The organism is Ochrobactrum sp. BTU2 (assembly GCF_024539785.1).
GTDB classification, from domain to species: Bacteria; Pseudomonadota; Alphaproteobacteria; order Rhizobiales; family Rhizobiaceae; genus Brucella; species Brucella anthropi.
In genome coordinates this window covers 172384-198122 of the sequence record NZ_JAHWRG010000003.1, presented here as the reverse complement: position 1 = coordinate 198122, position 25739 = coordinate 172384, and the positions used below count along the sequence as shown (strand labels likewise).

Genomic DNA, 25739 nt, shown 5'->3' with positions numbered 1-25739 from the left:
GCGGGGAGGGCATTCATGCCAGCCTATATCCTCAAGCGACTTGTCGCCGTTGTTCCTGTGTTGCTCGGGCTCTCGATCATCGTTTTTCTCGTCATGGCGATGATCCCCGGTGATACGGCGACTGCCTTGCTCGGATCATATGCGACGCCGGAAAATGTCGAGCGGATCAATCGCGATCTCGGTCTCGACAAGCCGTTGCTGCAACAATATTTCATCTGGATGGGCAATCTCCTGCATGGAGATTTCGGGCGTTCCTTCGTGCTCAATCGTCCGGTGCTGGATGAGGTTATGGAGCGCTTTCAGGCGACACTCGTGCTTGCGGGCGTAGCACTGGTACTGTGTTCAGTCTTCGGCCTGCTCGCGGGCATCGTTTCGGCGGTACGCCAGTTCGGCTGGGCAGACAGGACGATCACTTTCATCGTGCTTGCCGGAATTTCCATTCCCTCATTCTGGTTGGGGTTGCTTCTGATCTATCTCTTCGCGGTCCATTGGCGCATTCTGCCAGCGTCCGGCATGTATGCTGTTTATGGTGGCGGTGACCTGAAGGATCTGCTCTGGCATCTGATCCTGCCTGCCACGACGCTGGCCGTGGTAGCGGCAGGCGTGATCGCACGTCTGACCCGCGGCGCGATGCTGGAAGTGCTTCGTCAGGACTATATCCGGACAGCCCGGGCCAAAGGTCTCAACGAACGTCGTGTGATATACGGTCATGCGTTTCGCGCCGCACTTGTCAGCGTCATTCCTGTAATCGGTATTCAGGCGGGATTTGTGCTGGGCGGCGCCGTCTACATCGAAACCGTGTTCCAGTGGCCCGGTATTGGCGCCATGCTGGTGAAAGCCATTTCCACCCGCGATATCTTGCTGGTGCAGGGTGGCGTACTTGTGGTTGCCGCGAGTTATGTTCTTTTCAATCTGCTCGCTGATGTCATCCAGACCATGCTCGATCCAAGGATACGCTCATGAGCGCGCTTCCAGAAATTTCTGCCGCGCCAACGGCGGTCCGCATGTCATCATGGCGGCTCCTGATGAGCAATCGACTGGCGGCTTTCGGCTTTTTTATGTTGGTCCTGATCTGCCTCGTCATTCTGTTGGCCCCGATTCTCCCGCTTCCCAATCCTGACGCGACTTCTCCCGCAATGCGATTGAAACCCGTGTTCAGCGAAGGACATCTTCTTGGAACGGATCAGCTCGGGCGCGATATATTGAGTCGTGTCATATGGGGCACGCGGGTGTCTGTCGCAGTTGGCTTTGCGGCGACGCTGATCGCAGCAATCGTCGGTTCTGCCATCGGTCTCGTGGCCGGCTATGCGGGCGGGCGAACTGACAATTTGATGATGCGCGGCATCGATATGCTGATGGCATTTCCTTATATCCTACTGGCGCTGGCTATCGTGGCAGTGCTTGGGCCGGGCCTGATGAATGCGCTTTACGCGATTGCGGTGGTCAATATTCCGTTCTTCGCGCGTAATGTTCGCGGGGTTACGCTTGGTCTCGCGCATCGTGAGTTTATTGATGCTGCCCGGCTCTCCGGGAAAAGTCCGGTTTCGATCCTGTTAAGCGAAGTGCTGCCCAATGTGCTGCCGGTTATCGTCATTACCATGTCGACCACGGCGGGCTGGATGATCCTCGAAACGGCGGGCCTGAGCTTCCTCGGTCTTGGCGCACAGCCGCCGCAGGCCGATCTCGGCTCCATGCTTGGTGAGGGGCGGGCACAACTGTTCAATGCCCCGCACGTCTCCATCGTGCCCGGCTTGATGATCTTCCTTCTGGTCATCAGTCTCAACGTATTGGGAGATGGGGTGCGCGATGTTCTCGATCCACGATTACGCTCAGGTGCGCTGGGTCGGCCAGGCGCGATAACCGATATTGCCAAGGACCGGTCATCGCCCGTGATCAAGGATAGCGAAAAAGCTCTTTCTATTGCCGGTCTCGAAACGGGCTTCGTCAATGGTGGGCATTTCACCCCCGCTGTCCGCAATGTTTCACTGGAACTTGAACGCGGCGAATGTCTCGGCCTGATCGGGGAGAGCGGATCGGGCAAAAGCGTGACCGCCCTGTCAGTAATGGGCCTCGTGGCGTCCCCGCCCGGACTTATCCGCAACGGCGCGATCTATCTGGGCGACCGGGACGTTCTTTCAATGTCTGAAACCGAGTTGACGGCGGCACGGGGCGCAAGAGTTGCTTATGTGTTTCAGGACCCACTGACAACGTTGCATCCTATGTATCCGGTCGGTCGGCAGGTCGAGGAAGCAATTGCAGCGCATCGGCGGATTGGAGCCAGTGAGCGGCGGGAACAGGCGATTGTGCTTCTTGACAAGGTTGGCATTCCAGATGCAGCAGAACGGGCCAATCACTATCCGCACCAGCTTTCAGGTGGCCAGCGTCAGCGTGTCGGCATTGCCATGGCTCTGGCCAATGATCCAGACATCATCATTGCGGACGAGCCGACCACGGCGCTCGATGTTACGGTGCAGGCGCACATTCTCGAGCTGCTACGCGATCTCCAGCGCGAGCGCGGCATGGCTCTCCTGTTTATCACCCATGATTTTGGAGTGGTTTCGGAGATTTGCGACCGCGTGGCAGTGATGAAAGACGGCGAGATTGTCGAGACGGGCACGACATCGGAAGTTCTTTCCAATCCGCAGCACAGCTATACGAAACGCTTGATAGCCTGCGTTCCCGAACTTGGGCAGGGTGCCGACTTTCTGGAACGTGTGGCTGGTCTCTTCAAGCGCGAAAACGGGAAGGCGGCAGGATGAGCGGAAATGCGATCAGCGTTCGTGATCTCACCAAAACCTTCGGTGGCGGACGAACACTTCTGGGGAAAGAGCGTCACAAGGTCGAGGCGGTTAAAAATGTTTCGTTCGATCTTGGAAGCGGTGAGACACTGGCGATTGTCGGTGAAAGCGGATCGGGCAAAAGCACGCTCGCCAGAATGCTCGTCGGGCTGACAGAGCCGACGGGCGGTACGATGACGATTGCTGGACGCGATGCGCATGAACTGCGAAATTCCGGTGCTCGGGCATTCGGCAAGGTCATACAATATGTGTTTCAGGACCCTGTCGCTTCACTCAATCCCAGAAAGACGATCCGGCAGATACTGGAAACACCACTAAAGCTTCTGGGCGGGCTGGATTCAGCTCAGTGCCAGCAACGCATGATCCAGTTGCTGGACGCCGTTCAGATGCCCAAGGATACGCTGGAACGATATCCGCACGAATTCTCCGGCGGGCAGGCGCAACGTATCGCCATTGCGCGCACGCTGGCCGCTGAAGCGGAAATCGTCGTGCTCGACGAACCGGTTAGCGCGCTGGATGTCTCTGTTCAGGCGCAGGTTCTGTTGCTTCTGGATCAACTGAAGAAAGAGTTTGGTCTCTCCTATCTCTTCATCAGTCATGATCTTGCCGTGGTGGAAGCCATATCCGACAGGGTTGCGGTTATGTATTTCGGGGAAATCGTTGAGGAAGCAACCGCAAGCGCTCTTTTTGCCAGACCTGAACATGCCTATACACGACAACTCGTGGAAAGCGTGCCGCGCATCAGGAGAGAGTAGCAAGATATGGTCAGAATGGCCCGGAATTCCGATCACGAACCGCAATCGCGCGCGAGGGCGGCAAAGATCCGTCGGCGCCCGGAAGAGATTGCTGACCGTATCAAGGACGTTATCCGTTCCGATGCATTGAGGCCGGGAGATCGACTGCCACAGGAAAAGGAACTGATTGACCAGTTCAAGGCCGCCAAGGGCACTGTGCGCGAAGCGATGAAGGCGCTGGAGACGCAGGGTCTGATTTTTACGCGCAGCGGTCCCGGCGGTGGGGCTTTTGTGGCCGAACCTTCCGCCCAGCACGCAATGGAAATGCTCGGAAGCTATTTCTTTTTCGATCAGCCGAGCCTTGCCGAAGTTTACGCTATCCGTAAGCTTCTCGAACCGGAGGTTGCCGCTCTCTTGTCCGGCAGATTGACTGGTGACGACATTGCTCGGCTGGAAAATGCGATGCGGGTCTACGATCGCCCGCCGGTCGATCTTGATGATCAATATCGCCAGCGCATTGCGGAACTGGATTTCCATTCCTTGCTGGCACAGCTTTGTCCGGACCGTCTGTTGGGCTTCATCTGCGGATTGACCCACAATCTGTTGCGAAGCCTGCCAATAGCGCGCGCAATCTATGCTGATCCGACACCGGCTTCGCGCGAAGAAGGACTTATCTTCCAGCACCGATTGCTCGCAGCGCTTGTCGAAAATCGCAGCGAGGATGCGCGCCGTATAACGTTTGAGCATATGGTTTCCGCTGAAAACTATATGCTTTCCAAGGCGAATTTAGTCGGAAAAGCCACATAGCGGAAACGAAAAAGTTGGGAACAATCCCGACGCTCCCGCATTTGCAATTATGCAGGCCGCCGCCTTAACAGATGCGACGGCCTCATTTGTTTATGAATGACAATGGAGGTTTCGACCCTTTTTATGTGTGGTATTTGCGGAGAAGTCAGGTTTGACGGTGGTTCGCCGTCAGTTTCGGCAGTCTCGAAAATGGCGGATGTACTCAGTCCTCGCGGGCCCGATGCATCCGGGATTGTGATCCGGGGCAATATCGGCTTCGGGCATCGAAGATTGAGAATCCTTGATCTTTCTGAAAAATCGCAGCAACCGATGATCGACGCCGACCTCGGTTTGACGCTTGTGTTCAATGGCTGCATCTATAATTTCCGCGAATTGCGCACAGAGCTGGAACAGAAGGGCTACAAGTTCTTCTCCGACGGTGACACAGAAGTCATTCTCAAGGCATGGCATGCATGGGGCGAAAGCTGTGTAACGCGTTTTCTTGGCATGTTCGCTTTCGCCATTCACGAACGTGATACCGGCAGGGTTATCCTCGCGCGTGATCGGTTCGGCATCAAGCCGCTCTATATTGCCGAGGCGGAGGGTGCCTTGCGGTTCGCCTCTTCCTTGCCTGCTCTGGTTAAGGCAGGCGGCATCGACACCTCGATAGACCGCGCGGCCTTGCACAATTACATGAGTTTTCATGCCGTCGTGCCGCCACCGCGCACGATCTATAATGGTGTTCGAAAGCTCCCCCCGGCGACGATCCGTGTCTATGAACCGAATGGGCGTTTCGCTGACCGCATCTATTGGCAGGCGCCTTATCGCCGACTGCCCGGCGACGGCGCGTTGAGCCGCGAGGAATGGCAGGAGCAATTGCTCGCTATGCTGCGTGTCGCAGTCAAGCGCCGGATGATTTCCGACGTGCCGGTCGGCGTGCTTTTATCCGGCGGGGTGGATTCCAGCCTGATCGTCGGTCTGCTTGCTGAGGCCGGTCAATCGGGACTGATGAGTTTTTCAGTTGGCTTTGAGGAAGCAAACGGGGAAAAAGGCGACGAATTTGTCTATTCCGATCTGATCGCCGAGCATTTCGGCACCGAACATCATAAGATCTTTGTGCCCTCGGCAGACCTCATGGACGCCTTGCCGGGAACGATCGCGGCAATGTCCGAACCAATGGTGTCCTATGATAATGTCGGCTTCTACCTCCTTTCCAAGGAGGTTTCGAAGCATATCAAGGTTGTCCAGTCGGGACAGGGGGCAGATGAAGTTTTCGGCGGCTATCACTGGTATCCACCGCTAGTCGATTCCAACGATGTCGTCAGCGACTATGCCAAAGGGTTCCGTGACCGCTCGCATGACGTTCTCGCCACGCAGCTATCGCCGGAATGGATGCCGGAACGTGATTACAGTCAGGACCTTCTGGAAGAACATCTGCTGCAGGATGGAGCGGATACGCCTGTCGACCGTGCGCTGCGGCTCGATACGAATGTGATGCTCGTGGACGATCCGGTCAAGCGCGTGGACAACATGACGATGGCTTGGGGGCTTGAAGCGCGGGTGCCATTTCTGGATCATGAATTGGTCGAGCTTGCCGCCCGCATTCCGCCGGAGGAAAAACTGCGTGACGGCGGCAAGGGTATCCTAAAGGATGTGGCGAGAAAGGTCGTTCCAAGCGAAGTGATTGATCGCAAGAAGGGATATTTCCCGGTTCCGCAGCTCAAATATATCGATGGCCCTTATCTCGATATGTTGCGAGACGCCCTCTCTTCACAAAAGGCGAGGGAGCGCGGGCTTTTCCAGCGCGATTATCTTGAACGCCTGTTTGCAAAACCGTCCGAACACATAACGCCGTTGCGCGGTTCTGAGCTTTGGCAGGCCGGCCTCCTTGAAATGTGGCTGCAAACGCAGGAGGCATGAAATGCGGAAAACCGGTGAGGTGGATATGACCCGGCAGAAAGCGAAAGGTCGCAAAGCCTTTTCGCACCGTCTTACGCGCTTGCGTACACCTGAAAGCGCAGGCTTTTATCAGGAACATGCGCACGGCCATGACAAGGCGGGAAGCGAAGATCGCAAGCAGGATGTGGTTGTCGATTGCGGCTGGGGCCGACTACTCTTCGCGCAGACCTTCGAGACCAATGAAGCCATAGTGGAAGCATTGCGGGGGGAAGCGCCAGCGAGCCGCGATATCGTCTTTTACGTCAGCGATCCTCACGTACTGCTGTCACTCGCACCACATGAGATATTTCTCGATCCGTCGCATACATACCGGATTGAACTTGCGACCTATCGACCGGGCGGGCGACGGATGCGTGGCATCACCATACGTCGCGCAGTCTCCGAAGTGGACGCGGAAGGCATCAACGCTGTTTACGCGGCCTGTGGGATGGTTCAACTGCGTCCCGACTTTTTCTCATCGGAACGAGACAATCGTGCTGTTACCTATTTCGTGGCTCAGGACGATGCTACCGGCGAAATTGTTGGCACCGTAACTGGCATCGACCATCAGCGCCTTTTCGATGATCCTGATCGCAGTGCTTCGCTTTGGTGTCTTGCAGTTCATCCTCAAGCGCGGCAGCCGGGTATTGGTGAAAAACTGGTGCGTAAACTTGCCGAGCATTTTCAGGCTCGCGGCTTGAGCCATATCGATCTCTCGGTTCTGCACGATAATGAGAATGCCATAAGGCTCTATGAAAAGCTGAAGTTTCGTCGCGTTCCGCTCTTCGCGATAAAGCGTAAGAACGCAATCAACGAGAAATTTTTCGCCTCGCATCTGGAAACCTTCGATGCGCTCAATCCCTATGCTCGCATAATCGTGGATGAAGCGGTGCGTCGTGGTATTCAGGTTGAAATAACCGATGCTGAAGGCGGCTTTTTCCGCCTCTCCTATGGCGGGCGTTCCGTCCATTGCCGTGAGAGCTTGTCTGAAATGACATCGGGTGTAGCGATGTCAATCTGCGACGACAAGGCCGTGACGCGGCGCGTCGTCGAGAAGGCTGGTCTGATAGTGCCGGAGCAGATTGCCGCCGAAGCGGACGATGATGCGCTGGAAGCTTTTCTAAAACGTCACAGCAAGCTGGTGGTGAAACCAGCCCGGGGCGAACAGGGAAGAGGAATTTCCGTCGGCATATCGACCATGAAAGACCTGCGAACGGCGATCAAACAGGCGCGAACCGTGTGCGACCGCGTGCTGCTGGAGGCGTGTTTTGAAGGTGAGGACCTTCGGCTGGTGGTTATCGACTACCAGCTCGTTGCCGCTGCGGTTCGTCGCCCGCCACGTGTTGTCGGTGACGGCAAGGCAACCATCCGCAAGCTTATCGAGATACAATCGCGCAGACGCGCTGCGGCGACTGGCGGAGAAAGCCGCATACCGGTCGATACGGAAACGAAAAGGTGTCTTGAGGAACAAGGCCTGTCGCTCGATTCCGTTCTGGAAGATCATCGTGAAATCACAGTGCGCAAGGCGGCCAATCTACATACAGGCGGTACGATCCACGACGTGACAGCGACTGTTCATAGAAACCTTGTCGATGCTGCCTGTAAGGCTGCGCGTGCAATCGGCATTCCCGTTGTCGGGATCGATTTCATGGTCAAGCAGCCCGAAAAGCCGGACTATATTTTCATCGAAGCCAATGAGCGTCCCGGCCTTGCCAACCACGAACCGCAACCGACAGCAGGCAAGTTTGTCGACTTGCTTTTTCCGGGCTCAAGATAATGATAGTTTAGAGATATCTAAACTATGGAATGTTCGCCGGAAAGTCTCTCCGGCGAACTTGAAACTATGCAACCCGCAAACAATATGCTGTATTTTAGCTATTGAGGAAATTTTAAGCAGAAACTGTACTCAGCAAATCAATTCTCGATTGTAACGGAAAAATTCATTTTTCATTTGGTTTCTGCCTCTATCCCTTTACGACAGGGGGCTCGGGCGGAAAAGGTTGATCGAACCGCATTCACGCCTGAGCGGAAAAGGGCTGAAAATGGATACGCGGGGGCAAAGCAGCAAGAATGTGCCGCTGGCAGTCGATCTGGACGGAACTCTGGTTTCGACCGATCTGCTGTGGGAGGGTATTTTTCTTCTTTTGAAGAGGAACATCCTGTTCGTCATCATGCTGCCGGTGTGGCTGTTCTCAGGCAAGGCATATCTCAAGCGACAGGTGGCTGAGCGCGTAACGCTCGATGCATCGCGACTTCCCTACCGAACCGAGTTTCTGGAGTTTCTGCGTAGCGAACATGGGTCGGGGCGGACTTTGGTGCTGGCAACAGCTGCTGCTGAACCGATGGCCAAGGCTGTTGCGTCTGAGCTTGGGATTTTCAGCGCTGTCTATTCAACATCCGGTACGACCAATCTTTCGGCACAGCGCAAGGCTGATCTGCTTGTCGAGCACTATGGGCGACAGGGATTCGACTATGCCGGAAATGATCGTGATGACCTGCCTGTTTTCGACGCAGCCCGACAGGCGATCGTTGTCGCACCTGATCGTGCAGCGGCACATTTCCAGAAGCAAACTGGTTGTGAACTTTTCAGTGCCGAAAAACCAACTATTCGAACCTATGCTCGTATGCTCCGCGTTCATCAGTGGCTAAAGAATCTGCTCGTCTTTGTCCCGGCCATTCTGGCGCATGACATAATGAAGCCAGACGTGTTGATTGCGACTTGCTTGGCATTCGTGGCCTTTTCTGCGGCATCGTCTGCGATCTATATCGTCAATGATATTGTCGATCTTCCGGTGGATCGAAGACATGTGCGAAAAAATCAGCGACCTTTTGCACACGGAAAGATATCCATTCCCTTTGGCCTAAGCGTTGCGGCCCTGTTGTTGCTTCTGACGGCTTTTATCTGCTTTTTCCTTCCGCCCGCCTTTACGCTTGCAATCGTCACCTATCTGTTTTTCACGACCGCCTATACCTTCGCCTTGAAACGCATGTTGTTGGGAGACGTGATTTGCCTCGCGGGACTTTACAGCCTGCGGCTATTGGGAGGGTCGGCGGCTTCCTATATCCCGCCATCGTTCTGGCTGATGGCCTTTGCCATGTTTTTCTTTCTGTCGCTGGCGCTGGTGAAGCGTTATGTCGAACTGCAGGGCGCTACCGTGACAGAAAAGGACCGGATTTTGGGGCGAGGTTACCGTCCGGAAGATCGCGATATTGTCGGACAGTGTGGGGTCGCAGCCGCGTTTACCGCAGCGCTGGTTTTGGCACTCTATATTAATAGCGATGCCGTCAAGACGCTCTACACCTATCCCTGGCTGATATGGCCGCTCGGTCCGATCGTGCTCTATATCAACGTGCGTGTGTGGATACTGGCGCATCGCGGCGACATGGATGACGACCCGGTCCTCTTCATTGCCAGGGATTGGCGCAGTCAGGTCGTCATCGCGCTTGGCGCGGTGCTGCTTCTTGTGGCTGGTATGCGCTGATGGAACAATCCTTCGACAGTTTCGGACGTATTAACCGGCGAAGGCGGCAATACCTTCCGCTGGAGAGACTGGAGACTGATTTCACGCGAGCCTTGCCCGGCGATGCGAGCCTTTTGCCATTCGGAAATGGTCGCTCCTACGGCGATAGCTGCCATAATGATATGGGCTTTCTCGTGCCCATGCAGGCGCGGAAAAAGATACTACACTTCGATCCAGATACGGGATTGCTGACGGCTGAAAGCGGCGTGTTTTTGAGTGAAATCGTCGCCCATGTTGCTCCGCATGGCTATTTTCTGCCTGTCACGCCGGGCACGCAGTTTGTGACGCTCGGCGGCGCCATTGCCAATGACGTGCATGGTAAAAACCATCACCGGCAGGGTACTTTCGGGTGTCATGTTGAAAGGCTGGAACTGCTTCGCTCGGACGGCGTCTACTACAGATGTTCCGATACGGAGAACATCGATCTGTTTCGGGCAACCATCGGTGGAATGGGACTAACCGGATTAATTCTTCGCGCAACGATCCGGCTCAAGCGGGTCGGCGGTCTCGATGTCGAGGAAAAGGTTCTGCCCTTCGCCAACCTCGATGCTTATTTTGATATGGCCGAGGTGGCCGATCATGAAAATGAATATGCTGTTGCCTGGGTCGATCAACTCTCCGATGGCCGGGGCTTGCTGATGGTCGGTAATCATGTTGCCGCGCCGAATGGCTCTATTTCGATCGCTGGGCGGTTTGGCGTGCCGGTTGAATTGCCATTCTCGCTGTTGAACGAGACAAGCTTGTCGCTTTTCAATGCGGCCTATTTCCAGCGCAAGAGGCGGCTGAAAACAGCGCGTAGAGTGCCGTATCAAAGCTTCTTTTATCCACTTGACGGAGTGAGAAACTGGAACAGGCTTTACGGCTCGGCAGGGCTCTACCAGCATCAAAGTGTAATTCCGTTCGAAGCAGCCCGAAAGATCATTCCAGCGATGCTTGAGGCAAGTCGCAATGCAGGACAGGTCTCCTTTCTGACGGTACTCAAGCGTTTCGGTTCGATGAAGCCTCCCGGTCTCATGTCATTTCCGATGCCGGGATATACGCTGACGATGGATTTCCCCAATCGTGGCCACACAACGCTGGAATTGCTGAACCGTCTGGACCAGATGACTGTTGAGGCCGGTGGCCGGATCAATCCGTATAAGGACCAAAGGATGAGCGCAGAGGTTTTTGCTGCAAGCTATCCGCGCTGGCGCGATTTCGAGGCCTTTCGCGACAAGGCTTTCAATTCCAATTTCTGGCGCCGGACCGCATTGATGCTCGGCGCTGCAGGTTAGGAAACGTGATGAAATATATTCCCTTCATCCTGTTCACAGTCATGACCAATGCGGCCGCGCAGTTGATGTTGAAATATGGCATGCTGACGCTCGGGCCGATCAGCTTTTCAGCCGAAACATTGATCCAGCGCATATTCCAGATTGTCTTCAACCCCTGGATTTTTGCCGGTTTGCTCACCTTCGTGATCTCGATGGCGTCGCATCTTTACGTGCTGTCGAAAGTGGACCTTTCCTTTGCCTATCCGTTCCTCAGTCTTGCCTATGTCGCGGTCGCTCTGTTCGCCTGGCTTTTGTTCAAGGAGGAACTTGGCGCCTACAAGATTGCGGGAATTGCGTTCATCTGCATCGGGACGGTGCTGATCGCACAAAGCGGCAAGCCGTCCGAACCGCAGGCGGAGACGCAGGTGAGTCAGCAGACGCATAGTTGAACGGGGGCAGTACGATGAGACATGTAATCTTCGGTGGCGACGGTTTTGTGGGGCGCTATCTTGCTCCAAAGCTACTTGCTGATGGTCAGGAGGTCATTGTCGCGGATATCGTGAAAAGCGATCTGCCACACTATGCTGATACCGCTTTCGTCGCGACTGATGTGACCGATCCGGAAGCAATCCGCAGACTTGGTATCCGCGCAGACGACATGGTCTATAACCTGTCCGCCAAAATGCTTTCACCAATTCAGGTCCGGGCAAAGCGGCACGACTTCTTCTTTCCTGTCAATTATTACGGGACGGCGAACATCATCAAGGCAATGGATGTGGCTGGTGCCAACAAGCTCGTCCATTTCACCACCGATATGGTGTACGGGCACACCCATGTCTGGCCGCAGAAAGAAGACCATCCGTGCAAGCCGCTTGGTGAGTATGGCTTGTCCAAACTGAAAACCGAAGAACTCGCTGTTGAATGGCGCAAGCAGGGCATGAATATCTCCCTGTTTCGTCCTCGTCTTATCATTGGACCTGGCCGTCTCGGTATTCTGGAAAAACTGTTCAAGCTGATTGATTACAATTTGCCGGTGCCGATGATTGGCTCGGGCAGGAATCCCTATCAGTTCATTTCTGTGTTTGATTGTGCGGAGGCAGCACGTGCCGCTTTCAAGGCTGGCGTTCCAAACGAGGTCTATAATCTCGGCTCGCTCAATCCGCCTCCCGTCCGCAAACTGCTCGGTGACCTGATCCGCCATGCAGGATCAAAATCCATTTTGTTGCCAACACCCGCCTGGGCGGTGAAACGCACGCTGGGCCTGCTCGACTGGATGAACATGCCGATCATGGACCCGGAGCAATATCTGATTGCCGATGAAATGTGCGTTCTGGATGTTTCGAAGGGCGAGCGCGAGCTTGGCTGGATACCGCAATATCGTGATGAGGACATGCTGATCGCGGCCTATAGCGAATATCGCAAGAAAATCGGCGCTGCATCGTCGGATGTGCGGGCTTCCGAAACGGCATAGGGGCAGAAATGAACAAGACGAACACAACGTCAAAGCCGAAGCTGTTGACGGTTGCCGAGGCGAAAGCGCTCGATCTGCCGAGGATGACGGAACTGTTTACCACTCACCTCAATCCGGGCCAGCTTCACTTCATGAAGCTGCTCGGCTTTCATAAGGTGAAGATCGAGCGTGCTGAAGGCATGTATTATTATGACCAGAATGGGCGCCCCATTCTCGATTTTTTCGGTGGTTTCGGATCGCTGGCTTTCGGCCATAATCATCCACGTATTCTCGAAGCACGGCGTCAGTTTCAGGAAGAATTGCGCCACGAGATTGCAATCGCCTTCATGTCGCAATATGCGGCCGCTCTTGCTTATGACATTGCGGCTTGCTCGCCGGGCGATCTCGACATGGTGTTTCTGGGGTCTTCCGGTTCTGAGGCGATGGAAGCCGCGATCAAGGTCGCAGAGCGCGCCGCGGGGCCGAAAAAGTCCAAGATCGTCTATGCGGAAAATTCGTTCCACGGCAAAACGAAGGGTGTTCTGTCCATCACTGATGGTGGGCTATATCGTGGCGAATTCAAGCTGGTCGATAACACCGTTCGGGTTCCCTTCGGTGACATTGCAGCCATTGAAAATGCGTTTCGCTCTGACCCCGAGATCGGGGTGATTGTGCTTGAAACGGTGCAAGGTGGCGGCGGTATCATTCAGGCTGACGCACAGTTCTGGCAAAAGTTGCGAAACCTTTGCGACCAGTATGGTGTGATCTGGGTTGCCGATGAAGTGCAATGTGGACTGGGGCGAACCGGGAAATTCTATGCTTTCGAGCATTATGGCGTCATACCGGACGTCACCGCGCTGGCGAAGTCGCTTGGCGGTGGAAAGACCGCAATGGCCGCCATGATCGCGCGCCGCGACGTCTACATGAAGGCTTACGGCACGCCCAAGACGGCGATGATCCATGCGATGGCGACTTTTGGCGGGATTGGCGAAGCCTGCGTCACGTCGATTGAAGCTCTGAACGTTCTTTACGACGAGCATCTGATCGACAATGCAGCCGATGTCGGAGAATATCTTCTGGATCGTCTGCATGAGCTGCAGAGCCGCTATCCTGCGCTTTTGAAAGACGTGCGCGGGAAGGGGATGATGGTGGGGCTGGAGTTCCATGATTTCTCACAAACGATGCCGGTCGTGTTGCGACCTGTCCTGGCGATGCTTGATGAGAAGCTGAAAGGTTCGCTTCCCGGCTTTATTGGCAGCCATCTGCTGCGCGATCATGGGGTTCTGGTCGCCTTTACTGAATATAATCGAAACGTCATCCGCCTTGAGCCGCCGCTGATCTGCGGGCGCGAGCATGTGGACGCGTTCATCAAGGCGCTGGATGAGGTTCTTTCACGCGGCATCGTCCGAATTGTGCGGGATTTCGTCAAGGCTCAGATCAAATGAGCCATTTCTGATTACGGGATCAGACCGGGGCGAAGCAGCAAATCCCAACAGGGGTTCAAAGCGACGACATCACGATCCTGCAGTGCTTCGGCATATATTTTCTGTAAGGCAAGACGATTGGTCGTCGTCGGACATTTCGGACGCAATATGCCGTCGGTTGCTTCTACGGTAGCCTTCGTTTCCTTGGATAACGCCGGGACGGTGCGGAAGGGATCGGCGCCGATCTGGATATGCCGTGTCGCATCGCGATCCAATATCCATGCAAACGGATTGACGAAGTCGAGCGACATGACGCTTTGCAGGCGAACGTTGTTCCGGGTCTCGAAGGATTTCAGATCCTTCACCATCCGGTTTGCAGAAACGAGCCAATAGACCTGGAAATCGATTTCCGAATAAAGCTGCCAGCTAGGTAGTTGGCCTTGAGCTGCCAGCGCGTCATAGGCTGCATTGTTTTCCGGGTAGTGGGTTTCGAAAAGCTCTGCCCGTTGCAGGAAATCGGGCCGGGTCAACACCTGCCCGAGGTTCTTCAATTCCGGGAAGGACGGTTGCACATAAGTCGGGGCTACGGCAACGGCGCGCAGGGTACGGTGCGCAACCTTGGTGAATGTCGGGAGGACACAGAAGGCAGCGAGCACGACGAAGGCGATTTTGAGCTTCTCGGTGCCGGCTTTTATCCGCTGAAAAATCATAAGCAGGATGGGCCAAAGGAATATGAATTCCTGGCTTCCGGTGTTCTGTGTCTCAAGGATGATGCCACCCAGAAGCCCAACGGCGAGCCAGACCGAACTCCGGTCGAAAAAGCGATTGTGTTTGCCGGAATGGAACTGTTCATTCCAGAAAAGAATGAGAACAAGGATCGCCGCTGGCAGAATGACGTCCAGCTTCAACGATATGACGGTCAGGAAACGCGGGAGCAGGGCTTCTTCGTTCAGGGCGATCAATGAGGCGATATCGTGAACATATCCGCCGATAATCCCGTTGTACAATTCAAGGACGAGCAGAAATGCAACGGTAACGGCGGCGGCCAGCAGAATGTTGCGTATAGAGATTCTTCCAGCGAGAAGTGCCACAAGCCCGAACAGTCCACCTGCAAGAAAGCCCGTGACCTTCATCAAGAACAAGGCGAGCATCACTGCCGCACAAAACAGCGCGAGCTTTGCGCCGTTTCGCATAAACAGCAATCCGCACATCAGCACGTAGAGCAAAAGCGATGTATGGCGGTTATAAATGCCAAACCCATCCAGTCCGGGATAGGGATAAAAGCTTTGTGTATTGGCCGGAAAGATTGCGAAAACTAGAAATGGAACAAGGATCAGAAATCCGGTTATTCGATTATGGGGGGGAAGCTCTGTCAGTACCCATGCCATCAGAGGGGCTGCAACGACCAATATTGACCATTGAACGAGCAAAAGCGGTTGTGCCTGTGGGAGCAGGGAGTGTCCCCATGCAAAAAGATAGTAGCCAAGCGGTCCGACAGGCGTGGAAAAGTCTACACCGGGAATCTGGTCCATTCTTATGCGCTGGGCTGCGTCGAAGTAGATGTAGCTGTCCCAGTACATTGGCCCAATGGGGGCATTGAGCCTGAATGACAGAAGCGCGATCAGCAGAACGAGAACAAAACCTAGCCAGAGCATAGGCGCGCATAGCAGCGTCGGTCTGGCCGATTTGAAGGTCGTGCTGAAGAACATGGAACCCCGCTCCCTCGTGCATCACGCGCAGAAATTACCTGCAAACCCTTAAAACTACTGAAATAGCCACAGGGTCACCTGATTGGGCACAAATTTCCGATATGTGTGAAGAGTTTTCCAGAAAAGAGAGCGCCCACTGCACTGGGAGGAGGAATGTGCAGTGGGCGGATCTATAAAGCGCGATTGGGAGGAGGAGTATCGCGCTTTGGGTTCGGTTTTTGGGAGGAGGAGTAAAACCGAACAAGCCCAAGATAGGAATAAGGGCCGCTGCTTACAAGGGGCAACGCTGCAATGCAGATATGCATTTTTGGGTAGCTAAAAAAGAAACCGCCCCGCAGCGGTCTAGCGCGCTGGGGCGGTACTCCCTCCTCCAAGTGAGAGGAACAATAACCGTGCTCATGGAGAAAGCAACCCCTTAATAGAACTCTATAATTTTCAGAAAATACTGAAATTTGTGTAGGGTTATTGGTGATAGTCATTCAGGTTCCACCCGGTACAAGAGCATTTTAATTGCACTGCAGGACTGAACTATACCCGATCTTTAATAGCGTTTAGTCGAACGGTTGCAGACGCGGAAAAGTTCGTTGAGATAGGTTTCTCAACCATTGGCTGATATTGTTCACCAGATTTTCAAGTGTGCGTGCAGATTGTCTATTTATTTTCGTCAAAGCTGTGGGTAAGTTCCTCTATCTTCTTCGATTGGGGGCTTTCGGGGGAGATATGCCGCCTCAGCGCGTTCATTCGCTGCGAGGCGGTTTTCATTTGGATCTGTTGAAAGTGCATATCAGCAATGCAAGCTTGTTGATTGAGTAGGCCGGCCGGACGGGTTATTAAAAAAACGTCCGGTTCACTCCTCCTCCCAAGAACCGGACCCAAAGCGCGATACTCCTCCTCCCAATCGCGCTTACAGATTAAGCCCACAACGTTCTCCTCCTCCCGAGCGTTGTGGGCTTTTCTATATTCTACTCACGTAATTTTTCAGGCTGGAACGTATTGTTAGTTCCAGAATCGGAGCTAACGTTCCATTTTCCCTGTGCGTGCACTCCTGAGAGCTCGCCCGCCTCGCGCCCCTAAGCCCCCCGCCCAAACGCGAGGCGGTTCCTTTGAGCGGAACCTTCCAGAAGATTTATATTTCAGTGTTTCCGTCAGGGATTACTCCCACTGAATAAAGCTGTGTTCGAAGAGGAATGAAAGCGATCAGAAAGATCGCTGTTGCTTCGTTGGGTTATACTCATTTGCTGCGTCGGCTAGATTGGCTGATAGGGCGTGTGAAGATTCTTCATGGCGCAGATTGTTCATGGAATTCTTGACGCAGTGTCGACAATACCAGAAACTGATTTAGTTGATCTGCAATCTCGGAAAAATTAGAAGAAATATACCTTAAAAAGAATCGGATAAGGTTCGGCAGCTTTCTAGTTGCTACAAGTTATTCTGATTTTTGGCCAAATAAAAATATATTATAAAATTATAATACATTACGTAGCGTCATATTTGATTGGAAATTAAGTTTATATTTTCTGCGCTGTCTTCTGTGGATGGGTGAAGAAACGATGATTATCGATCCTGATATCCGTTTACAATCAAGAATAGGCTGAGTCGTTTCCAGGCTGGAGGCGCTTTCGGCTGTTCAGGTGGGCACAATGTTGCGTTCTGTGTCTGGAGGCTAATGCCTCGTCGATAGTTATGCTTTGATCGTCAAAAGAGACCGGCCGCTCCAGCAATGGGGGCGTTCTGGCTTCAGAAATTAACCATCTGTTAACCATTGCGCATATAGACCGGATAAACCGTTTTTTAACCAAGATGAATCAAGTGCTAACACAGTCTCGTCCAATCCGTTTGAAAGGGAGATCCTTTCTTGCGCTGGTACTCTCGCCTGAACTGCCGCTCGATGGCTGGCTCGACAAGCTGGACGATCTTGCAGCCCGTTCCGTGGGTTTCTTTCTAAATCGCCCGATCGTTCTCGATCTGGAGAACGTTTCGATCGAGCGTCCGCAATTGGTTCAATTGCTTGAGGATTTGGTTAAACGTGGTGTCTGGATCACGGGCTTTGAAAATGCGCGGCCCTCTCTGCTGGGGCCAGGCATGCCGCCAGCGATGCGTGGCGGACAACCTGCCGCAGATTTCGACCCGGAGATCACAGAACCGAAGTCGCAGGAGCGCACTCCGGTGGCACCCGCATCGGTACAACTCGTCAAGGCCGTTCCGTCCATGGTGGTTACCGAGCCGGTACGGTCTGGTCAGTCGGTCTACTTTCCGGACGGCGATGTAACGATTGTTGGTTCTGTAGCGTCCGGTGCGGAAGTGGTGGCTGGTGGCTCGATCCACGTTTATGGCGCGCTGCGCGGTCGTGCGATGGCTGGGACAGCCGGAAATGCCGATGCGCGCATTTTCTGTCGCAAGATGGAGGCAGAACTCGTTGCCATCGACGGTCTTTACAAGACGGCCGAAGACATGGAGAGCCGATTGCGCGGACAGGCAGTCCAGCTCTGGCTCGACGGCGATTACATGATGGCCGAAACGCTAAACTAGCATGTTTCCCAAACGGCCGAGCAGCCTTGGGAAAATGCTGGTCCAGACAAATTGTCAGGGCACTTTTGAGTGCTGAAAAAGAAAAGCAGAGCATTTCATATCCCGGGTAACGAATGCTCTGGAGGCGCGCGGGAGATACAGGAGACAAATATGGCAAAAGTGATTGTTGTAACTTCCGGTAAGGGTGGCGTTGGCAAAACGACATCAACCGCTGCAATCGGCGCTGCGCTGGCGCAACGCGGCGAGAAGACAGTCGTTATCGACTTCGATGTTGGTCTGCGTAACCTTGACCTGGTCATGGGAGCAGAACGTCGCGTCGTATTCGATCTGGTCAATGTCATTCAGGGTGATGCAAAGCTTCCGCAGGCTTTGATCCGCGACAAGCGCCTTGAGACACTGTATCTGCTGCCTGCCTCCCAGACGCGCGATAAGGATAACCTGACCACTGATGGCGTCGACCGCGTCATGGAAGATCTCAAGAAAGAGTTCGACTGGATCATTTGCGATAGCCCCGCCGGGATCGAACGCGGTGCCACACTCGCCATGCGTCATGCGGATATGGCTGTGGTTGTCACGAATCCTGAAGTGTCGTCTGTGCGCGATTCCGACCGTATCATCGGTCTGCTGGATGCCAAGACACTCAAGGCCGAACGTGGCGAGCGTGTGGAAAAGCATCTCTTGCTGACCCGTTATGACCCGGTACGCGCCGAGCGCGGCGACATGCTGAAGGTTGATGACGTTCTCGAAATTCTGTCCATTCCGCTTCTGGGTATTATTCCGGAAAGCCAGGACGTTCTGCGGGCATCCAATATTGGTTCCCCCGTAACGCTCGCCGATCAGCGCAGTGCGCCTGCATTGGCTTATCTCGACGCAGCCCGCCGCCTCGCCGGCGAAGAAGTGCCGATGACTGTTCCATCCGAAAAGCGCGGCCTTCTGGGTAAACTTTTCGGAAGGAGAGCGGCATGAGCCTGTTTCGTTTCTTCAGCAAACCTGCTTCCGCGCCGCAAGCGCGAGAACGGTTGCAGGTTCTGCTCGCCCATGAAAGGGCGTCACACGAACATTCCGATCTTGTTGCGGTATTGCGGGAGGAAATTCTCGCCGTTATCGCCAAGCATATCCAGATTGATCGCGACAAGGTCAGCGTGAAAATGGATCGAGGTGACCAGATGTCGACGCTCGAAGTCGATATCGAGCTTCCGTTGAAAACAAAAGCGAAGGTGCGGGCAGCCTGATTAAAGCACAATCCGACCGGAGTGAAACGAAGGTCGATAAGATTATGCTTACAATAGAAAAGGTTAGAGCGCCGATCTGATTTAATCGGATCGAAATGCATTCTAACACCAGTCTTGCGGATAGCCAGAAAGATGGAGGGAAAACCATGAACCGCGGTGCACTTCTCACCAGATTGAAGGAGCTTCAGGAGCTTCCAAAGTTTCAGAAGCGGGATATCTGTACCATAAGCGCTTTCCTGCAGCTTGAGGCACTGGCTGAACATGTCAGAGTCTGCGAAGAGGCAGCGGGCGTTGCACAAACGGGGCAGGATCATTGATCCTGCCTTTTCCTTGTAGGATTGAGCTTTCCTGAACACTCATAGCGTGTGTTCTCGGCAGATCAAGATTGTTGCGTGTTTACGGCACGGCAAAAAACATCTGCAAATAGCAGCCGAGAAAGGCAAGGGCGATCAGCGCCACGATGAGGAACAGGAGCTTCATGCATCATGCATCGCTCAATCGCTGTTCACGTTCAAGAAAACAGATGGTGATTGACGGCAATGGTACAGAAAATATTGCTTCATCCCATTGTTTCCATGTGTTTTTCGAATTGGCGGCTTTCCTCATTTGTTTGAGATAGGCGCAAGCTCCTGTCGTGCCGTCGTCAAAACCGTCTGTGTGAGGCTTGCGAGCCTGTCGGCCGCAAGGCGGTTGACCTGCCAGAACAGGGGAATATCCAGCGGCGTATCCGGGATGAGTTCCATCAGTTTGCCCGACTGCAAATGGTCACCGACCAACTGCACCGGATTCATCCCCCATCCCATGCCTGACAGGCTTGCCTCGACAAAAGCCTGTGTCGAGGGAAGCCAATGTGTCGGGCATGCTATATCGGTTCGGAGGGCAGTGCGCACCCACTGATCCTGCAATCTGTCCTTTTGGTTGAACGTCAGTGCCGGCGCTTTGGCAATAGCATCGTGGGTTATTCCGTCTGGAAAGTGGCGAGCGATGAATTCCGGTGATGCCGTGGCGCGATATTGAAGGATACCAAGCGGGGTTAGACGACAGCCTTGAACTGGTTTTGATAAAGAAGTCACGGCGGCTACGACACGCCCGCGCTGCAGCCATTCGGCAGTGTGATCCTGATCGTCGACCGCAATGTTGAAAAGATATTCCGCTGTCGTGCTGAAATGCGAGATTGCTTTCAGAAACCACGTGCCCAGACTATCAGCGTTGGTCGCTATATGAAGCGTTACGCGCTGTGCAGTATTTTCGCTTCCGGACAGTCCAGGCAACTCTGCCAGAAGTTCGCGTTCGAGCATGCCTACCTGCTCGATATGCCGGCACAACCAGTCTCCTTTTTCGGTCGCCGTGCAAGGAGAGCCTCGCTCAATGAGTACTGCGCCAAGCCGCTCTTCGAGATGTTTGACACGTTGCGAGATTGCTGACGGAGTGACGTTCAACGCTCGTGCGGCTTTCTCAAAACTGCCCGTCTGCACCACCATCGCCACTGCTCTCAAGGCGGAATAGTCGATCATTAGAATTCCTAAACTGGAGTTATTAAGTTTAATTATTCTAATCCTTTAGCATTTGGTATCCAAGTGCCAACTTACTCCCAGATGGCGACCATTTATGAACACTTCAATCTACGTAACCGGCTTTACCATGGGCCTCACCCTCATTGTCGCGATTGGTGCACAAAACGCTTTCGTTCTGCGGCAGGGTTTACGCGATGAGCATGTGTTCGCCGTCAGCCTGGCTTGTGCCGTATCGGATGCCATCCTGATCCTGATAGGTGTGACAAGCTTCCAGAAGATCGCTGCCATCATGCCTGCGCTTGATCCCATCATGCGATATGGCGGTGCAGCTTTTCTGATCTGGTATGGTGCGCGAAGCCTTTACTCCGCTTTCACCTCGTCAGCGGTTCTGGCCACTGCGAACGGGGCGTCCGTGAGCCTTACCAAGACGCTTGCAACCTGTCTGGCACTGACATGGCTCAATCCGCATGTCTATCTGGATACTGTCGTGCTGCTCGGAACGATTTCTACGCAGTTTCCCGGTTTGGAAACGTCGTTCGCGGCGGGGGCTATCACCGCATCCTTCGTGTTTTTCTTTTCGCTTGGCTTCGGTGCCCGCTGGCTGCGCCCGATCTTTGCCCGCCCGTCGTCATGGCGCATTCTTGAAGGCGTCATTGCCGTTACGATGTGGTCTATCGCGCTGAAGCTCGTGACCGGCGTGTAACGATCTCAGGCTATCCAAACTAAAAAGCCGGATGCGTTTACTGCATCCGGCTTTTTAGTTTTTGGAAGAACACACCTAGAGGCCCATAGCCTTCAATTCCTGAAGCGGAGGGATCGTTTCGTACATAACAGGATCGAGGCGGTCCCATATGATTCCGCAGGTTGGCTTGTGCGGGTCCTTCACCTCTATTGTGCGGGTGGGTGTGAAAATCACGTCCGCGACGGTGTCATAGACATCCGGCGTGAGCTTTTCGCTCAGAACCTGACAGTCGTGTACGACAGCGGCAGCAGGCGTCGCTGCAGTGATGCGGCCCAGACGGTAAAGCATACCCCATTCGGCATCGAAGAAGCCATGCCCTTTGCCGAAGCGTACGCCCTCGAGATTGATCGCGCCGGTGCCGGTGACCATGTAATCGACGACTGGCATAGCCGAGATATCTTTCAGCGTGACCGGCTGTCCCACACGCTCCATGCCGTCGAGCGTCGAGGCGTAAAGATAATAATCCGGCGAAATCAGCTTCGGATCGAGAACCCAGAAGCCGCGCTTGATGGAATATGTGGTTATCAGAACGGTCTTGCCGTCTTTCAAAGCCTGAAGACGCAGGCGGTCGAGACAATTATCGGGCGTAATGAAGATGAAATCTGCATTCTGATAATAATGATGGCTTGTCAGCCGGGCTACCGCATCCTCTCCACCTTCAAAATCTGCGATGAACTCGCCGAAGTCGAAATGGAAACGGCTATCCGGGACAGCAACCTTGCGCAACTCGCTCCACACACGTTCGCGAACGGAAGCTTTGTGATCGGTGATTTCCATGGGGACTCCTTGCATTTTAGTCTGCCGGGCTCATGCCGCGGCGTGCGAGCACCTGGCGCTCGCAGAGGGCTACGATTTGATAGAAAATGACGGACAGCATCACGGACACCACGGCAACGGCCCAGATCATGCCGTAGTCGAGATAGCCGCGTGACTGGTTGAGAAGGTTTCCGAGCCCCGTACCCGTTGCCAGCCATTCTGCAATCATGACGCCAAGCAAAGCGCGCGGTACGGCAAGGCGAATGGCAGCGAAGAGATAGGGCAGGGAGGCGGGCACGGATACCAGATGGATTTGTGTCCAGATGCTGGCGCCATAGGCGCGGGGCACATCCAGTGCGGCACGAGGAACCAGTGCCATACCCTGAGCCATAGTCACGAAGGCAGGGAAGAATGTGACTGAGACCGTAATCCAGAGGATGACGGACGGGCCGCGTCCCAATAACAGAACGAGTAGGGGTGTCAGGGCAACGAGTGGCATTGTCTGCGTGACAAGGGCGACAGGCATGAAGCCGCGCACGATGGCAGGCTTGGCGACTGAGGCGATGGCGAGCGCAAAGGCGAAAAGGATGCCTGCTGCCATGCCAAGAAAAGTAAGCGGTAAAGTTTGCGAAAGCGCTGTCAGCAATTTTGCCTGTGCGGGAGCTGCAGACGGAGCGAGGAAAAGATAGTCGAACAGTCCGGCTGGTGTCTTGGCAATCATGGCCGGTGTTCCCATGAAAACGAGCAGCAGCCACCATAAGACGAACGGAAGCGCGATCGAACAAATGACGAGAATAAAGTTTAGGCCGCGAGAGTCGCGCGGGGCAGTGTTTGGAGCGTTGGCTGGGACGGTGATGGCCTTGGTGCTGCCAGTCAGCATTTTTGCAAGAATGGAAAAGAGCGCATAGGCCAATCCTGCGAGCAAGGTAGCGCACAGACCGATACCCCAGAGCCGGGTCGGTTCTGCTCGCCCGAGAGAACCGATCAGATAGGCGCCGAGACCGAAACGCCCACCGCCACCAAACTCAGCCAGAATGGAGCCTAGAACCGCATTGGGAGCGGCAATACGCAGACCGGCAAGGATTGACGGCAGAGCGGATCGCAATTGGGCCAGACGCAGCACTTTCCATCGGTTGCCACCATAGGCACGAACAATATCCACCATACGGCGGTCCGTCTGGCTGATGCCAGTCATGGTGGCGGCCATGGTGATGAAATAACAACCAAGTGCCGCCAGCGTGATACGCGGCGTCATTCCTGAAAAAGTCAGAACCAGAATAGGCGAGATGGCAATTGGAGGCAGTGCAAAAATCGCGATGTTGACGCCCCGACCCAGTTTCGCGGCAGCTGGAAAGAGGGCGAACAGAATGCCTGCAGCTACGGCAACAAGGTTTCCGATGACAAAGCCAGCACCAGCGCCCTGAAGTGTCGCTAGTATATGAGCTGGATAATCGGCACGGTCGATCCACAGACGGGCCAGGACCGCCGAAGGTGCTGGCAAGGCGCCGCCTGCAATCAGGGAAAAGCGGCCACAAATCTCCCAGACTGCAAGAAGAATAACCCAGTTGCGCAAGGTGGAGAGATGGGTTGATGGCTTCATGTCAGCCATGCAAAGCCTCCGCGACAGCGTCCTCCAGCGCATGGAATTGCGACGTGCTGAATATTTCGGGGCTGCGTGGGCGTTCCAGCGGAATATTGATGATCTTCGCGATGCGTCCGGGGCGACTGTGCATCACCACGATCCGGTCGGCGAGGAAAACCGCTTCGTCTATGCCATGGGTGACAAGTAGGGTGGTGGCCTTGCTTTCAAGCCATATGCGTTGAAGCTCAATGTTCATCTGGCGGCGCAATATCTGGTCGAGTGCGCCGAAAGGCTCGTCGAGAAACAGAACGCGCGGATCGGTGACCAGAGAGCGGGCAATTGCCACACGCTGGCGCATGCCGCCGGAAAGCTCACCCGGAAGTGCTTTTTCGAAGCCTTTGAGGCCAACAAGGGCGATCAATTCGGCAATCCGGTCGGTCTTTGCTGAACGAGACAGGCCAAGCACATCCAACGGTAAGGCAATATTGTCTTCGACATTGCGCCAAGGCATGAGCGCCGCATCCTGAAAAGCCACACCGGTCAGTCCGGCCTTTGCGGCCTCTACAGGGCTTTTGCCCATGACTGAAATCGAGCCGTTATCAGGCTGATCGAGACCGAGTGCCAACCGCAACATGGTCGACTTGCCACAACCGGACGGTCCGATGAGTGCAGTGAACGAGCCGGTGGGGCATTCGAGCGAGACATCGGATAGCGCAACTACATTCGTGCCGCGCCCCGAAAAGGAGCGCGTCACATTTTCAAGTTTGATACCGGACATATCAGGCATCAAATCTCTTCAAGAAGCGTTGTGTCGAAATGATCGCGCTTGGCGGCGATGCCAATCGTACCGAGCGCCTTGATCGTGTTCTCGATGGCTTCTTCGCTCATGGAGAATACACCATTCGGTGTCTCGATCAGCGGCTTCTGCGCCGTGTTGAAATAGACTTCGTTTTCGATCGAGCGGCCGGTGCCCTTGAACCAGCTGTCGGCAAATTTTGGTGGGTAGGCTGCTGGGTCCTTGAGGTTTTCATCCCAGCCCTTGCGGCTTGCGCGAAGGAAAGCAACGAGATCCTTGCGCTTTGTCTTGAGTGTTTCTTCCGTAACGACAACCGTATCGTTGAAGATCGTAAAGCCAAAATCATAGAGCAGGAAGGAAACTGCCTCTTCGCCAGCCTGCTTGATGGTGAAAGGAACATTGGTCGTAAAATCGAGTGAAGCGTCGATTTCACCCTTGATGAGCGGCGTCGGATCATAGGCGTAAGGAACGATGTTGACTTGAGAAGGCTCTATGCCCGAAATCTTCAGCATGGCTTCAACCGAGATGACGTTGACCGGCGGCACAGCCAGCGTTTTGCCGATCAGGTCCTTTGGCTCCCTGATCGGGTTCTTGGCCAGCGAAATAATACCGATTGGGTTCTTCTGATACTGGGCGCCGATGATTTTGAAAGGCGCACCCTGTTCGACGATGGCCTTGATCGTCGTGTCGGGGGTGGTGAGGGTCAGATCGGCCTTGCCCGCAATGATCGTGCTTTCCGGAATGACGTCGGGACCACCGGAGATATAGTTCAGGTCGAGGCCTTCTTCGCGATAGAAGCCCTTGTCGACTGCAATGAAATAGCCGCTGAATTCCGCATCATTGATCCAGGAAGCCTGAAAGTTGAATGGTGTATCCGCAGAGGCAAAACGGCTCATGGCTGGCAGAGCGGCTGCGGCGCCCATCAGTCCGAGAAAACGACGGCGATCCAGGGCAATATTCATTGAATTTTCCTTT

22 protein-coding genes are annotated in these 25739 nt (G+C 54.4%); 16 read left to right on the top strand and 6 right to left on the bottom strand.

Going from position 1 to position 25739, the window contains the following annotated elements:
- Positions 1-15 precede the first annotated feature (15 nt).
- The 11 genes from KWJ32_RS09975 (at position 16) to KWJ32_RS09925 (ending at position 13925) form a co-directional block, all read left to right on the top strand.
- A complete protein-coding gene (locus tag KWJ32_RS09975) occupies positions 16-963 on the top strand; it encodes an ABC transporter permease (RefSeq protein ID WP_011982694.1) in 948 nt (315 codons plus the stop codon).
- Entirely contained in the window at positions 960-2759 is a 1800-nt protein-coding gene (locus KWJ32_RS09970; RefSeq protein ID WP_011982695.1) for a dipeptide/oligopeptide/nickel ABC transporter permease/ATP-binding protein, read from the top strand. Before KWJ32_RS09975 ends, KWJ32_RS09970 begins: the two co-directional genes overlap by 4 nt.
- On the top strand, positions 2756-3553 hold the full coding sequence (locus tag KWJ32_RS09965; RefSeq protein WP_275982485.1) for an ATP-binding cassette domain-containing protein: 798 nt from the start codon (positions 2756-2758) through the stop codon (positions 3551-3553). Before KWJ32_RS09970 ends, KWJ32_RS09965 begins: the two co-directional genes overlap by 4 nt.
- 15 nt (positions 3554-3568) lie before the next feature.
- Complete coding sequence (locus tag KWJ32_RS09960) at positions 3569-4339, top strand: FCD domain-containing protein (protein WP_231771520.1); 771 nt, start codon at positions 3569-3571, stop codon at positions 4337-4339.
- Between the two features lie 123 nt (positions 4340-4462).
- Positions 4463-6238: an N-acetylglutaminylglutamine amidotransferase gene (locus KWJ32_RS09955; RefSeq protein WP_029928038.1), complete on the top strand. Its 1776-nt coding sequence runs from the start codon at positions 4463-4465 to the stop codon at positions 6236-6238.
- A gap of 1 nt (position 6239) precedes the next feature.
- Positions 6240-8033, top strand: a complete 1794-nt coding sequence (gene ngg, locus KWJ32_RS09950) for an N-acetylglutaminylglutamine synthetase (protein ID WP_011982699.1) — start codon at positions 6240-6242, stop codon at positions 8031-8033.
- A gap of 265 nt (positions 8034-8298) precedes the next feature.
- Positions 8299-9738, top strand: coding sequence for a UbiA family prenyltransferase (locus KWJ32_RS09945; protein WP_011982700.1), 1440 nt, complete (start codon positions 8299-8301; stop codon positions 9736-9738).
- The gene (locus KWJ32_RS09940) at positions 9738-11051 is read left to right on the top strand and encodes an FAD-binding oxidoreductase (RefSeq protein WP_125334842.1); all 1314 of its coding nucleotides are present in this window, start codon (positions 9738-9740) and stop codon (positions 11049-11051) included. The genes KWJ32_RS09945 and KWJ32_RS09940 overlap by 1 nt, the downstream gene beginning before the upstream one ends.
- An 8-nt stretch (positions 11052-11059) precedes the next feature.
- Positions 11060-11479 (top strand): EamA family transporter, encoded by a 420-nt coding sequence (locus KWJ32_RS09935; RefSeq protein WP_011982702.1) that lies wholly within the window; start codon positions 11060-11062, stop codon positions 11477-11479.
- Positions 11480-11493: 14 nt separating this feature from the next.
- On the top strand, positions 11494-12501 hold the full coding sequence (locus KWJ32_RS09930) for an NAD(P)-dependent oxidoreductase (protein ID WP_151610205.1): 1008 nt from the start codon (positions 11494-11496) through the stop codon (positions 12499-12501).
- 8 nt (positions 12502-12509) lie between these two features.
- Entirely contained in the window at positions 12510-13925 is a 1416-nt protein-coding gene (locus KWJ32_RS09925) for an aspartate aminotransferase family protein (RefSeq protein WP_151610206.1), read from the top strand.
- A gap of 11 nt (positions 13926-13936) precedes the next feature.
- On the opposite strand, the gene KWJ32_RS09920 is transcribed toward KWJ32_RS09925, so the two are convergent.
- The gene (locus tag KWJ32_RS09920) at positions 13937-15613 is read right to left on the bottom strand and encodes a hypothetical protein (protein ID WP_151610207.1); all 1677 of its coding nucleotides are present in this window, start codon (positions 15611-15613) and stop codon (positions 13937-13939) included.
- Positions 15614-17413: 1800 nt separating this feature from the next.
- On the opposite strand from KWJ32_RS09920, the gene minC reads away from it, so the two are divergent.
- From minC to KWJ32_RS09900, 4 genes are all read left to right on the top strand, one after another.
- On the top strand, positions 17414-18142 hold the full coding sequence (gene minC / locus KWJ32_RS09915) for a septum site-determining protein MinC (protein ID WP_010660935.1): 729 nt from the start codon (positions 17414-17416) through the stop codon (positions 18140-18142).
- 150 nt (positions 18143-18292) lie between these two features.
- On the top strand, positions 18293-19108 hold the full coding sequence (gene minD, locus KWJ32_RS09910; RefSeq protein WP_010660936.1) for a septum site-determining protein MinD: 816 nt from the start codon (positions 18293-18295) through the stop codon (positions 19106-19108).
- Positions 19105-19374 carry a cell division topological specificity factor MinE gene (gene minE / locus KWJ32_RS09905; RefSeq protein WP_006468449.1) on the top strand — a complete coding sequence of 90 codons (270 nt, stop codon included), beginning with the start codon at positions 19105-19107 and terminating at the stop codon, positions 19372-19374. The genes minD and minE overlap by 4 nt, the downstream gene beginning before the upstream one ends.
- 146 nt (positions 19375-19520) lie before the next feature.
- Positions 19521-19691, top strand: a complete 171-nt coding sequence (locus KWJ32_RS09900) for a hypothetical protein (RefSeq protein WP_010660937.1) — start codon at positions 19521-19523, stop codon at positions 19689-19691.
- 285 nt (positions 19692-19976) lie between these two features.
- On the opposite strand, the gene KWJ32_RS09895 is transcribed toward KWJ32_RS09900, so the two are convergent.
- Positions 19977-20888: a LysR family transcriptional regulator ArgP gene (locus KWJ32_RS09895; protein ID WP_151610208.1), complete on the bottom strand. Its 912-nt coding sequence runs from the start codon at positions 20886-20888 to the stop codon at positions 19977-19979.
- A 94-nt stretch (positions 20889-20982) separates the two neighbouring features.
- On the opposite strand from KWJ32_RS09895, the gene KWJ32_RS09890 reads away from it, so the two are divergent.
- Positions 20983-21591: a LysE/ArgO family amino acid transporter gene (locus tag KWJ32_RS09890; protein WP_011982707.1), complete on the top strand. Its 609-nt coding sequence runs from the start codon at positions 20983-20985 to the stop codon at positions 21589-21591.
- A 75-nt stretch (positions 21592-21666) separates the two neighbouring features.
- Here the strand turns inward: KWJ32_RS09890 and KWJ32_RS09885 are convergent, their stop codons facing one another.
- Genes KWJ32_RS09885 through KWJ32_RS09870 form a run of 4 tightly spaced genes read right to left on the bottom strand, consistent with a single transcriptional unit; the run spans position 21667 to position 25726 of the window.
- On the bottom strand, positions 21667-22407 hold the full coding sequence (locus tag KWJ32_RS09885) for a 5-formyltetrahydrofolate cyclo-ligase (RefSeq protein ID WP_010660940.1): 741 nt from the start codon (positions 22405-22407) through the stop codon (positions 21667-21669).
- A gap of 16 nt (positions 22408-22423) precedes the next feature.
- Complete coding sequence (locus tag KWJ32_RS09880) at positions 22424-23995, bottom strand: ABC transporter permease subunit (protein WP_011982708.1); 1572 nt, start codon at positions 23993-23995, stop codon at positions 22424-22426.
- Positions 23988-24755 carry an ABC transporter ATP-binding protein gene (locus KWJ32_RS09875; protein ID WP_011982709.1) on the bottom strand — a complete coding sequence of 256 codons (768 nt, stop codon included), beginning with the start codon at positions 24753-24755 and terminating at the stop codon, positions 23988-23990. Before KWJ32_RS09875 ends, KWJ32_RS09880 begins: the two co-directional genes overlap by 8 nt.
- Positions 24755-25726: an ABC transporter substrate-binding protein gene (locus KWJ32_RS09870; RefSeq protein ID WP_010660943.1), complete on the bottom strand. Its 972-nt coding sequence runs from the start codon at positions 25724-25726 to the stop codon at positions 24755-24757. The genes KWJ32_RS09875 and KWJ32_RS09870 overlap by 1 nt, the downstream gene beginning before the upstream one ends.
- Between the last annotated feature and the right edge of the window lie 13 nt (positions 25727-25739).